This window comes from Microbacterium sp. KKR3/1 (genome assembly GCF_021272365.1).
Lineage (GTDB): Bacteria > Actinomycetota > Actinomycetes > Actinomycetales > Microbacteriaceae > Microbacterium > Microbacterium aurugineum.
The window spans coordinates 73,025-84,981 of record NZ_JAJSDW010000001.1; the positions used below are offsets into that span (position 1 = coordinate 73,025).

Sequence of the window (11,957 nt, forward strand, 5' to 3'; positions counted from 1 at the left end):
CGTCAGGCGGAACGGACCGTCGCTGCGCGTGCGAGTTCACGCAGTTCGGCGACCGCGGCGTTGTCGAGCCGGGCGCCCGAGAGGGCGCGGTCGGCGTCCCGGGCGTAGTCCGCGATCATGGTCTCGACCTGAGCGAGCGCACCCGAGTCGGTGATCGTCGCCTGCAAGGAGGTCACCTGCTGCGGTGTCAGCTCGACGTCTCCGAGCATCTCGTCGAGCAGGTTCCTCGCTGACGTGTCGAGCGCCTGCCGCGTGAGGGCGATCAGAACCGTGCGCTTGCCTTCCCGAAGGTCGTCACCGGCCGGTTTCCCGGTGACGGAGGCGTCGCCGAACACTCCGAGCACGTCGTCGCGCAGCTGGAAGGCCATCCCGATCGGGTGACCGAAACGGCGAAGCGCGTCCAGTTGATCGGCGTCGGCGCCGGCAAGTGCGCCGCCGAGGATCAGCGGCTGCTCGATGCTGTATCTGGCCGACTTGAGAGATGCCACCCGCAGCGCCCGATCGGCGTGGAGGGCTCCGTCGTTGACGCTCCAGGCCGACTCCTCGGCGATGTCGAGGAACTGCCCCGTGGTCACGTCCCGGCGCATCCGGGCATACTCGGAGCGCACGGCGCGCGCGTGCGGCTGGTCGTCCAGCGCGGCCTCGAGCAGATCGTCGCTCCAGGCGACGAGAAGGTCGCCGAGAAGAATCGCGGAGGCGCGGCCGAACGACTCGGCATCTCCCGACCACCCGGCTTCGTCGTGCGACGCCTGGAGCGCGCGATGGGCCGCCGGCCTCCCGCGACGGGTGTCGGAGTTGTCGATCAGATCGTCGTGCACGAGAGCCGCGGATTGGAAGATCTCTAACGCGGTGCACACGTCCCAGAGCGCCTCGGTCTCTGCCGCATCACGCTCGTGGAAGCGTGCGACGGCGCGCCAGCCGGCGTGGCAGAACCGGGCGCGCAGTCTCTTCCCTCCTTCGAGGGTGCCGGCCGCGGCATCGAGAAAGGAGACGGCGTCCGGGCCGTAGTCGGCGGATTCGTCGCGCATCCGTGCGAGGAAGCGGTCGAGGCGAGCGGCGACCGCGCCGGGGACGGGGGAGGAGGACGACACGACTCCCAGCATACGTAAAGCAAGGGGACGTCGAACTGCTAGCCCCGGACGCCTCCGCGCGCGTAGAATGGGAGGCACGATACCCGAGGGGGACGAAATGCCACTCTCCGAACAGGAGCAGCGTCTGCTCGACGAGATGGAACGCCATCTCCTTCACAATGATGCCGACGTCGTGAGCGCGCCGTCTGGCGACCGCGCACTGAGCTACCGAAATCTGGTCTACGGTGCTCTCCTTCTCCTCGCCGGTGTCGGCGGCCTCGTGGCCGGCGTCATCCTCGGCGGCGTATGGGGCATCGTGGTCGGCGTGATCGGATTCGTGGCGATGCTCGCCGGTGTCATCGTGGCCGTCACGCCCGTGCGGCGCACGGCTCCTGCGCAGCCTCGGGAACGCTCTGCGGCGAAGCGGCAGGATTCCGCCTCGTTCATGGACCGTATGAACGACCGCTGGGATCGTCGGCAGGACGGTCACTGACCCCCACACACTTCTCACGACAGAAGCCCGGATGCTGAGCATCCGGGCTTTTGTCGTTAACGCGCGGGCCGCCACGCTCCTCCACTGAGCCTCCACTTCGCTCCACCGCGGAATTCCGCGGTATTTCAGCATGCCCTTTTGCTCACGACCCGTGATTTCCCGGATTGGTCGTAGGTAAGTGGAGGAAAGTGGAGTAAAGTGGGGCGCACCTCGAGTTGGCCGGACGCAGAGGGGGTGATGGCCGATGTTGCTGGGTACGCACTCTCCGAAGCTGGACGACAAAGGACGGGTCATCCTTCCTGCGAAGTTCCGCGAGGACCTCGGTGGCGGCATCGTCGTCACCCGCGGCCAGGAACGGTGCCTCTACGTGTTCAGCACGGCCGAGTTCGAGGCGATGCACGAGCGGATCCGCCAGGCTCCGCTCGCCAACAAGCAGGCGCGTGACTTCATGCGTCTGTTCCTCTCCGGTGCGAGTGCGGAGATGCCCGACAGTCAGAACCGCATCACCATCCCCGCGCACCTGCGTCAGTACGCAGGGCTGCAGAAGGAGCTCATCGTCACCGGTGTCGGCGCTCACGCCGAGATCTGGGACGCGGAGAGCTGGAACGCCTACCTCGCCGCTGGTGAGGAGACCTACTCCGACCTCGAGCAGGAGGTGATTCCGGGACTCTTCTGACCACGGCTGTGATGCCCCGCCGCTCCCGCCCCGACACACTTCCCCGGTGCCGGGTCGAGAAGCGGAGGGGGATCAGAGCCGATGGTCACCCCGAGAAAGATCATGAACCTCCGAGATATCCACACCCCCGTCCTGCTCGACCGCTGCGTCGAGTTGCTCGCTCCCGCCCTTCAAGCGGACGGAGCGGTGCTCGTGGACGCCACGCTCGGTATGGGCGGCCACTCCGAAGCTCTGCTCGAGCGTTTTCCGAACATCCGACTGATCGGGCTCGACCGCGACACCGACGCGTTGCGCATCGCGGGGGAGCGGCTCGCCCGATTCGGGGACCGCGTCACGCTGGTGCACACGGTGTACGACGAGATCGGACTGCATGCGCAGGGCGCGGCAGGGATCCTCTTCGACCTCGGGGTCTCCTCCCTCCAACTCGACGAGGCCGAGCGCGGATTCGCGTACTCGAAGGATGCTCCTCTCGACATGCGCATGGACCAGACCAAGGGCGTCACCGCTGCCGATGTCATCGCGACGTACAGCGAAGGCAACCTGCGCCGCATCTTCGAGCGGTACGGGGAGGAGAAGCTCGCCGGTCGCTACGCGCGCTTCATCATCGAGGCGCGTCAGAAGCAGCCGATCACCCGCTCCGGCGAGCTCGTCGAGATCCTGATCGCAGCGACTCCCGCTGCCGCACAGCGTGCCGGGCATCCGGCCAAGCGCGTGTTCCAAGCCCTGCGCATCGAGGTGAACACCGAGCTCAACGTGCTGGCCGACGCGATCCCGTCAGCGATGGATGCGCTCGATGTCGGCGGACGCATCGTGGTGATGTCGTACCAGTCGCTCGAGGACCGGCTCGTCAAGCAGGCGTTCGCCGCGGCGTCTGCCTCGACGGCGCCGGCCGGGCTTCCGGTGGAACTGCCCGAACATGCACCGCGGTTCCGCATCCTCACCAAGGGTGCGGAACTCGCCGGCGACGACGAACGCGCGCGCAACCCCCGGGCGATCCCGGTGCGGCTGCGCGCCGCCGAGAAACTGCGGGAGAGCGCATGAGTCTGAACGCGGTGGTCCGCAAGCCCGCGACGCCCCTCACACCGACCCGCGAGCCGCAGAGGCGGCTGCAGCCCGTCACACGGCCGGCGGTCCGTCGCAAGCCGAAGCTCGCGTACGCGCTCGTCGCCCTGGGTGGGGCCCTGGCGATCGGTGCGGCACAGGTGGGGTTCTCGCTCGCGATCACCCAGGATTCGTTCACCTTGGCCGCGCTCTCCTCGCAGCAGCGTGAACTGGATCTCCGGTCCCACGCGTTGCAGGAAGAGCTCACCGGCCTCAGCTCGCCGCAGGTGCTCGCCAGCAGCGCTGCCGATCTCGGCATGGTCGTCGCCGGTTCTCCCTCGTACCTGCGGCTCAGCGACGGAGCGCTCTTCGGCACCGGAGCCGGCGCGGAGGGGATCTCGACCGTCAACCCGGACGGTGCGGCGGCTGTGGCCAACTCCCTGATCGTGGAACCGCCGCCGGCGGAGACCGTGACCGACGACGGCGACACGGCCCAGACGACGCCGGACCTTCCGCCGGCCATCACCGACGGGCTCCCGAGTCCCACCACGCACTGACCAGCACGAAATGATCGATGGAGAGATCGCATGACGACACGAGCAACCCGCGGTCCTCGGCGACGTACCGTCGTCGCCCTCGCCGTCATCCTCTCCGTGTTGGCGGCCTTCGTCGTGCGCCTGATCGACATCCAGGTCGTGAGCGCCGACGAGCACGTCGCGCAATCCCTCACCAAGATCGGCGCGGGGAACACGATCCCCGGTCGACGCGGATCGATCGTCGACGCGGGGGGCACCGTGCTCGCATCGAGCGTGCTGGTCTACGATGCGCAGCTGAATCCGAAGGTCATCATGCAGCTGGAGGAGAAGGATCCCCAGGTGCCGTGGGCCGAGGCGTCCGACAAGATCGCCGCGATCACCGGGCAGAGCGGTGACGACGTGCGCGCCCTCGTGTCGGATGCGCTCGCGAACGACCCGCAGAGTCAGTACGCACCGCTCAAGAATTCGCTCACCACGGAGCAGTACATCGAACTCCGCGATCTGAAGCTCGCCTACCTCCACATGGAGGGAAGGGAGACCCGCGTCTATCCGAACGGTGCGGTCGCCGGGAACATCCTCGGCTTCCTGGACGGATCGGGGACGGCACAGGCCGGGATCGAGCAGCTGAGCGAGAAGTGCCTCGCACCCATCGACGGCGAGGAGTCGTACCGCAGGGGATCGAACGGCGTGGTGATCCCCGGCAGCGAACGCACGGTGGAGGCCGTCGACGGCGGTTCCGTGGAGCTCACCATCAACAGCGACCTCCAGTGGTATCTGCAGCAGATGATCGGTGAGGAGGCGCAGAAGCAGGGCGCCAAGGGCGGCACCGTGACGGTCGTCGAGGTCAAGACCGGCAAGATCCGCGCGGCAGCCGAGTGGCCCTCGATGGACCCCAACGATCTGGACTCCTCGACGCCGGAGACCCGGTACAGCCAGATCTTCCACAAGGACTTCGAGCCGGGATCCACGTTCAAGGCGATCACGGCCGCCGCCGTCATCGAGGGCGCGGGCCTCACACCGCTGAGCACGGTCACCGCGTCGTCGCGGGAGACGTTCCCCAACGGAGCCGTCGTGAACGACGCATTCAGTCACCCCGCCTACAACTACACGCTCGCCGGTGGGCTCATCGATTCGTCGAACGTGGCGCTGTCGAAGTTCGGCACCATGGTCTCCCCGGACGTGCGCTACGACTACCTCGAGAGGTTCGGAGTCGGCCAGAAGACCCTCAACTTCCCCTCGGAGGTCGGCGGCATCCTCCACCCGGTCAGCGACTGGGACAGCCAGTCCCTCTACACGACGACGTTCGGCCAGTACTTCACGGTGACGGCACCGCAACTTGCCGGTGCCTACCAGGCGATCGCCAACGGCGGGGAGAAGATCGATCTCTCCCTCGTCGAATCGTGCACGGCCGAGGACGGCACCGTCGTGAAGTCCGAGGCGCCGAAGCATGAGCAGATCATCAAGAAGCAGACCGCGGCCGAGCTGACGCGCATGCTGGAGAACGTGGCGGTGCAGGGCGGCAACGCGGACCGCATCCAGGTGCCGGGCTACCGTGTGACCAGCAAGACCGGTACCGCGCAGGTGTCCGACGGCAACGGCGGCTACAAGGCCGGCGTCTACTACACCAGCATGGTGGGGTTCGCCCCGGTGGACGATCCGCAGTACGTCGTCGTGGTCACCCTGGACGAGCCGACTAAGGTTGTATCGTCCGCGGCCACCGCATCCGCCTTCCAGAAGGCGATGACGCAGGTGATGAAGACCTATCGCGTGATGCCGTCCACTGTCCCGATGGACGAGCTCCTTCCCAAGTTCGGATAGTCGGCGAGAGCCGCGCATGGAGATGAAATGATCGCCCTGACGCTCGCTGAGATCGCCGCCGCAGTCGGCGGTGAACTGCGCGTGGCCGGAGAGGACACGACCGAGACCGTCGTCGACGGGATCGTCGACACCGACTCCCGCACGATGACTCCCGGCTCGGTCTTCGTCGCGAAGCCCGGCGCGGAGACCGACGGCCACCGGTTCGTGGGTGCGGCTGTCGCAGCAGGGGCCGCCGTGGCGATCGTCGAGCACACCGTCGACGTCCCCGTCAGCCAGGTCGTCGTGTCGGACGCCGTCGTGGCCCTCGGCGCCCTCGCACGCGAGGTGGTCGCTCGCGTCCGTGCCGAGGGGCGGCTCCGCATCGTCGGCATCACCGGGTCGAACGGCAAGACGACGACCAAGAACTTCCTCGCGCGCATCCTGGAGGACGAAGGCGAGACCGTCGCTCCCGTCAAGTCGTTCAACAATGAGGTCGGTGCTCCCGTCACCATGCTCCGCGTGACGAAGAGCACCCGTTTCCTCGTGAGCGAGTTCGGTGCGGCCGCGCCGGGGAGCATCGCGCACCTCGCGGGCCTGGTGGAGCCGGATCTCGCAGTGGTCCTCATGGTCGGCATGGCTCATGCCGGAGGGTTCGGCGGGATCGAGGCGACGGCCAAGGCGAAGTCGGAGCTCGTCTCGGCGGCCCGGGTGCCCGGCACAGCCGTGCTCAACATCGACGATCCCCGAGTGGCCGCGATGAAGGATCTCGCGCTCTCGCGCGGCCTGGACGTCATCGGCTTCGGGCAGAGTGACGCCGCCGACGTGCGCGCAGTCGACATCGAGGTATCGGCCTCGGGCACGTCCTGCGTCATCGAGGTCGGCGGGGAGCGGCTGCCGCTGCGACTCCGCGTGCTCGGCGCGCATCACATCACCAATGCCCTGGCGGCGATCGCCTCCGCCCTCGTCCTCGGCATCGCCCCGGCAGACGCCGTCGCGCGTCTGGAGACGGTGGAGATCGCCGAACGATGGCGTATGCAACCGCTCGGAAGCGACCGCGTCCGCATCATCAACGACGCCTACAACGCCAGCCCGGACTCGATGGCTGCGGCGCTGCGCACCCTCGCCCAGATCACCGGTCCCGATGAGCGGACGGTCGCCGTGCTCGGGGCCATGAGTGAACTCGGCGAGAGCGCGGGGGAGGAGCACGATCGGATCGGTCTGCTCGCCGTGCGTCTGAACATCCAGCGAATCGTCGTCGTCGGACCGGAGGCCAGGCGGCTCTATCTCGCCGCCGTCGGCGAAGGCTCCTGGGACAGTGAGGCCGTGCACCTTCCCGACCAGGACGCGGCGTACGAGTACCTCCGCACCGAGCTCCGCGACGGCGACCGCGTGCTCGTGAAGTCATCCAATTCCGTGGGCCTCCGGCATCTCGGCGATCGTCTGGGAGAATTGTTCTCGTGAGGTCTCTCATCATGTCGGCGGCGATCTCGCTCGCCTTCACCCTGTTCCTGACCCCCGTCTTCCTCCGGCTCTTCCGGAAGTGGGGCTGGGGACAGGTCATCCGTACCCCGGAGTCGGTCCACAACCCGAGCCATGAGGCGAAGCGGGGGACCCCCACGATGGGCGGCGTCATCTTCATCCTCGGCTCGATCGTGGGCTACTTCACGGGCGTCCTCGTCAGCGGCGAGGTTCCCGCCCTCTCGGCGCTTCTGGTGATCTGGCTGATGGTCGGCTTCGGTGCCGTGGGCTTCATCGACGACTACATGAAGGTGCGCAGCCAGCGGAGCCTCGGGCTGTCGGGCTGGCGCAAGGTCATCGGCCAGCTCATCGTGATCGTGCCCTTCGGCATCGTCGCCCTCAACTTCCCCAACAAGTGGGGGCAGACGCCTGCGAGCTCCGCGATCTCCCTCTTCCGCGACATCACCTGGCTCAACCTGTTCGCCTTCGGTGTCGTGCTCGGCTGGATCCTCTATCTGGTGTGGATCTCGGTCATCGGCGTCGCCACGTCGAACAGCGTCAACCTGACGGACGGGCTGGACGGCCTCGCCGCCGGTGCCGGCGTCATCGTCGTCGGTGCGTACAGCGTGATCGCGTTCTGGCAGTTCAAGCAACCCTGCATCGGCGGAGACCCCGATGCGCTCGGCGGATGCTACGAGGTTCGCGATCCCTTCAACCTCGCCATCATCGCGGCCTCGGTCGCGGCGAGCCTCATCGGTTTCCTCTGGTGGAACGCCCCCAAGGCGAAGGTCTTCATGGGTGACGTCGGCTCGATGGCCATCGGTGGCGTGATCACGGCCATGGCGATCCTCACCCGCACCGAACTCCTCCTCCTCGTGATCGCCGGGGTGTTCGTGCTGTCTTCCGGTTCGGTCATCCTGCAGCGGGGCTACTTCAAACTCACCCGAGGCAAGCGCCTCTTCCTGATGAGCCCGTTCCATCACCACCTCGAGATGCGCGGCTGGTCCGAGGTCACGATCGTCGTCCGCATGTGGATCATCGCCGGTCTGCTCGCCGTGTCGGCCGTCGGCCTGTTCTATGTCGAATGGCTCACCCGTGTCGACTGAGCGCCTCGCCGGACTCACCAGTTGGAACGCCGACTGGCGGGGTCTTCGGGTCGCGGTTCTCGGGCTGTCCATGACCGGCTTCTCCGTGGCCGATACACTCACCGAACTCGGCGCGGACGTGCTGGTGCTCAGCGAATCGGCGGAGGAGGAATACGAGCGGCTGCTTCCGGTGATCGGTGCACGCCTCGAGCTCGGATCACTCGCCGAAGTCCCCGCCGTGCTGGTGGATTTCGCGCCGGAGGTCGTCATCGCTTCGCCGGGGTTCCCGCCCTCGCACCCGCTCATCCGGTGGGCACAGGAGTCGGACGTGACGATCTGGGGCGACGTGGAGCTCGCGTGGCGCGTCCGCGACAAGGTCGTCCGTGCCGACGGTTCGCCGGCCGACTGGGTGCTGATCACCGGGACGAACGGCAAGACGACCACGACTCAGCTGACCGCATCACTCCTCGTGGCGGGGGGCCTGCGCGCGGCACCGTGCGGCAACATCGGCGTGCCGGTGCTCGATGCCGTGCGCGACCCGGCGGGCTTCGACGTGCTGGTGGTCGAGCTCTCGAGCCATCAGCTCTGGTACCTCGGACAGTCCCGCCCCGAGGGTGAGCTGTTCCCGTACTCCGCCGTCTGCCTCAACCTCGCCGACGATCACCTGGTCTGGCACGGCAGTGCACAGGCGTACCGCGATGCGAAGGCCGTGGTCTATCGGAACACCCGTGTCGCCTGCGTCTACAACAAGGCGGATGAGGCCACCCGCCACATGGTGGAGGAGGCGGAGGTCGTCGAGGGGGCCCGCGCCATCGGCTTCGATCTCGGGATCCCGGGCCCGAGCGACCTCGGCATCGTGGAGGGGCTCCTGGTCGACAGGGCCTTCCTGGACGACCGTGCACGCAGCGGCCTCGAGCTCACGACCGTCGCCGCTCTCGATGAGGCGGGCCTCGCGGCTCCGCACATCGTGCAGAACATCCTCGCAGCGAGTGCGTTGGCGCGCTCCCTCGGTGTGGAGCCGGAGGCGATCCACGCAGCGCTCCAGTCCTTCCGCCTCGACGCCCACCGCATTCAGGTGGTCGCGCGACACCGGGGGATCACCTGGGTCGACGATTCCAAGGCGACGAATCCGCACGCGGCAGCGTCGTCGCTGCGTGCCTACCCGGGGGCCGTGTGGATCGTCGGGGGTGACCTCAAGGGCGTGGACATCGCCGAGCTCGTCGCCGAGGTCGGCACCACGGCTCGTGCGGCCGTCGTGATCGGCGTCGAACGTGCGTCCGTCGTCGCGGCATTCCGGCGACACGCGCCGACGGTGCCGGTGTTCGAGGTGGATGCTGGCGAGACTGGTGAGGTCATGAACCGTGTCGTGGAGATCGCGTCGGGGATCGTCGACGGCGAGGGCACAGTCCTGCTGGCCCCGGCTGCGGCGTCTTTCGACCAGTTCTCCGGCTATGCGGATCGCGGGCATCGCTTCGCCGAGGCGGTGCAGGACTGGATCGACCGGGGGAGCGCCGATGACACAGGTGTCCCGCCCTCCGCGCTCTGAGTCCGGCGGGCTCGCAGCCCGAGTCTCCCTCGGGCGTCGGTTCACTCCGGTGTCGACGGAGTTCCTCCTCATCGCATCGACCGCGCTGCTGCTGACTCTGTTCGGTCTGGTCATGGTGCTGTCCGCCACGAGTGCCTCCGCGGTCGCGAGCGGCAAGGACCCGATGGGCGGTGTGCTGCGTCAGGGGGTGTTCGCCCTCCTGGGTGTGCCGCTGATGTTCCTCGTCAGTCGGATGCCGGTCGCGTTCCTGAAGAAGATGGCGTGGCCCGCACTGTTCGGCGCGGTCGCTCTGCAGCTGCTGGTGTTCACGCCGCTGGGTATCGAGGACGGCGGAAACCGGAACTGGATCCAGATCGCCGGGTTCACGCTGCAGCCCTCCGAGTTCCTCAAGCTCGCCCTGGCCCTCTGGATCGCGGCGGTGCTGCTGCGCAAACAGGCGATGCTCGGCACCTGGCATCACGTCTTCATTCCCGTGATCCCGGTCGGTGCGCTCGCGATCGGTACCGTGCTCGCCGGAAAGGACCTCGGCACCGCGATGGTGCTGGTCCTCATCCTCCTGGGGTGCCTGTTCTTCTCCGGGGTCAAGCTCCGGTTGTTCATCCTGCCCGTGATTCTCGGCGTCATCGCGGTGCTCGCCTACGCGCTGTCCAGCCAGGACCGCATGCGCCGCATCGTCGCCACGTGCGACGACATGGCGCTGTACGAGGGCGACTGCTATCAGTCGATCCACGGCATCTGGGGCATGGCATCCGGGGGGATCTTCGGACTCGGGCTCGGCAACTCCCAGGAGAAGTACGGATGGCTGCCTGCAGCGGGCAACGACTTCATCTTCGCCATCGTCGGAGAAGAGCTCGGGCTGATCGGCTGCATCGTCGTCCTGGCCCTGTTCACGTTCTTCACGGTCGGTGCGTTCCACATCATCCGGAAGACGCCGGATGCCTTCATCCGCGTCGCGGCCGGGGGAATCACGGTGTGGATCGTCGGTCAGGCCGTCCTGAACATCGGCGTCGTCATCGGTATCTTCCCCGTGATGGGCGTCCCTCTCCCGTTCATGTCGCAGGGAGGCACAGCACTGCTCGCCGTGCTGATCGCCTGCGGCGTGCTGCTCGCGTTCGCACGCACGATCCCCGTGACCGAGAAGCAGTCAGCGGAGCGGGGTAGGGTCGCCAGGTGACCTCGTATCTCCTCGCCGGCGGTGGCACCGCCGGCCATGTGAATCCCCTGCTCGCCGTCGCCGATGCGCTCCGTGAGCGCGTCCCCGACGACTCGGTCCTCGTGCTCGGCACGGCGGAGGGGCTCGAATCGCGACTCGTGCCCGAGCGAGGTTATGACCTGCTGATCGTGGACAAGGTTCCGTTCCCGCGCCGACCGAACCGCCAGGCGGCCGCCTTCCCCGGGAGGTTCCGTCGGGCGATCGCCCAAGTGCGCGAGCACATCCGTCGGCACGGCATCGACGTCGTCGTCGGGTTCGGCGGGTATGCGTCGGCGCCGGCGTACGTCGCCGCTCGTCGCGAGGGTGTTCCGTTCGTGGTGCACGAGGCCAATGCCAAGCCCGGACTGGCCAACGTGCTCGGTGCCCGCCGCGCGGCGGCCGTGGGCGTCGCGTTCGAGGGCACGCCTCTCCGTGGCAGCGAAGTGGTCGGGATGCCCCTGCGCCGCGAGGTGATCGCGCTCGATCGTTCGGCCGCTCGCGCGGAGGCCGCGGAGCACTTCGGGCTCGACGCCAAGCGTCCCGTGCTGCTCGTCTTCGGTGGTTCGCTCGGTGCACAGCGCCTCAACGAGGCTCTGGCGGATTCCTGGCAGGACATCCTCGCAGCGGGCTGGCAGCTGCTGCATGTGACCGGTGAACGCAGCGATCTGGCGGACCCCGGAGTCGACGGCTACGCGTTGCGTCGGTACGTGGATCGCATGGATCTGGCCTTCGCGCTCGCAGACCTGATCGTGTCGCGGTCCGGCTCGGCGACGGTGAGCGAGATCAGCGCGCTGGGGATCCCCGCGCTCTACGTGCCCTATTCGGTGGGCAACGGTGAGCAGCGACTGAACGCGGCCTCTGCAGTGGCGGCCGGTGCTGCCGAGCTCCTGGACGACGCCACCTTCGACGGCGACGCGGTACGCCGGATCGTCGTGCCCCTCTTGGGGGATCAGGCACGGATCGACCGGATGGCGGCCGCCGCCGCGACGGCAGGAACCCGCAACGGCACGGAGAACGTGATCACCCTGATCGACCGCGCGCTGCATGCGGCCTGACGCGGTCG

Annotated in this window: 11 protein-coding genes; 10 read left to right on the forward strand and 1 reads right to left on the reverse strand. The window is 67.8% G+C overall.

What is annotated here, in order from left to right; translation table 11 throughout:
• Positions 1 to 2: 2 nt before the first annotated feature.
• Positions 3 to 1,091, reverse strand: a complete 1,089-nt coding sequence (locus LVJ59_RS00360) for a polyprenyl synthetase family protein (RefSeq protein ID WP_232761621.1) — start codon at positions 1,089 to 1,091, stop codon at positions 3 to 5.
• Between the two features lie 97 nt (positions 1,092 to 1,188).
• On the opposite strand from LVJ59_RS00360, the gene LVJ59_RS00365 reads away from it, so the two are divergent.
• The 10 genes from LVJ59_RS00365 to LVJ59_RS00410 all read left to right on the forward strand — a co-directional run bounded on the left by LVJ59_RS00365 (position 1,189) and on the right by LVJ59_RS00410 (position 11,949).
• Positions 1,189 to 1,563 (forward strand): DUF3040 domain-containing protein, encoded by a 375-nt coding sequence (locus LVJ59_RS00365; RefSeq protein ID WP_134351547.1) that lies wholly within the window; start codon positions 1,189 to 1,191, stop codon positions 1,561 to 1,563.
• Between the two features lie 244 nt (positions 1,564 to 1,807).
• Positions 1,808 to 2,239, forward strand: a complete 432-nt coding sequence (gene mraZ, locus LVJ59_RS00370; RefSeq protein ID WP_017830220.1) for a division/cell wall cluster transcriptional repressor MraZ — start codon at positions 1,808 to 1,810, stop codon at positions 2,237 to 2,239.
• Positions 2,240 to 2,341: 102 nt separating this feature from the next.
• Positions 2,342 to 3,280, forward strand: coding sequence for a 16S rRNA (cytosine(1402)-N(4))-methyltransferase RsmH (gene rsmH, locus LVJ59_RS00375; protein ID WP_232761622.1), 939 nt, complete (start codon positions 2,342 to 2,344; stop codon positions 3,278 to 3,280).
• A complete protein-coding gene (locus LVJ59_RS00380) occupies positions 3,277 to 3,837 on the forward strand; it encodes a hypothetical protein (RefSeq protein ID WP_134351543.1) in 561 nt (186 codons plus the stop codon). The genes rsmH and LVJ59_RS00380 overlap by 4 nt, the downstream gene beginning before the upstream one ends.
• A 30-nt stretch (positions 3,838 to 3,867) precedes the next feature.
• The gene (locus tag LVJ59_RS00385) at positions 3,868 to 5,634 is read left to right on the forward strand and encodes a penicillin-binding protein 2 (protein ID WP_232761623.1); all 1,767 of its coding nucleotides are present in this window, start codon (positions 3,868 to 3,870) and stop codon (positions 5,632 to 5,634) included.
• Positions 5,635 to 5,661: 27 nt separating this feature from the next.
• Positions 5,662 to 7,074 (forward strand): UDP-N-acetylmuramoyl-tripeptide--D-alanyl-D-alanine ligase, encoded by a 1,413-nt coding sequence (gene murF / locus LVJ59_RS00390; protein ID WP_232761624.1) that lies wholly within the window; start codon positions 5,662 to 5,664, stop codon positions 7,072 to 7,074.
• Positions 7,071 to 8,177: a phospho-N-acetylmuramoyl-pentapeptide-transferase gene (gene mraY, locus LVJ59_RS00395; RefSeq protein WP_047522001.1), complete on the forward strand. Its 1,107-nt coding sequence runs from the start codon at positions 7,071 to 7,073 to the stop codon at positions 8,175 to 8,177. Before murF ends, mraY begins: the two co-directional genes overlap by 4 nt.
• Positions 8,149 to 9,702 carry a UDP-N-acetylmuramoyl-L-alanine--D-glutamate ligase gene (murD, locus tag LVJ59_RS00400; protein ID WP_232761625.1) on the forward strand — a complete coding sequence of 518 codons (1,554 nt, stop codon included), beginning with the start codon at positions 8,149 to 8,151 and terminating at the stop codon, positions 9,700 to 9,702. Before mraY ends, murD begins: the two co-directional genes overlap by 29 nt.
• Positions 9,671 to 10,876 (forward strand): putative lipid II flippase FtsW, encoded by a 1,206-nt coding sequence (ftsW, locus tag LVJ59_RS00405; protein ID WP_047522004.1) that lies wholly within the window; start codon positions 9,671 to 9,673, stop codon positions 10,874 to 10,876. Before murD ends, ftsW begins: the two co-directional genes overlap by 32 nt.
• The gene (locus LVJ59_RS00410; RefSeq protein WP_232761626.1) at positions 10,873 to 11,949 is read left to right on the forward strand and encodes a glycosyltransferase; all 1,077 of its coding nucleotides are present in this window, start codon (positions 10,873 to 10,875) and stop codon (positions 11,947 to 11,949) included. The genes ftsW and LVJ59_RS00410 overlap by 4 nt, the downstream gene beginning before the upstream one ends.
• Positions 11,950 to 11,957 lie beyond the last annotated feature (8 nt).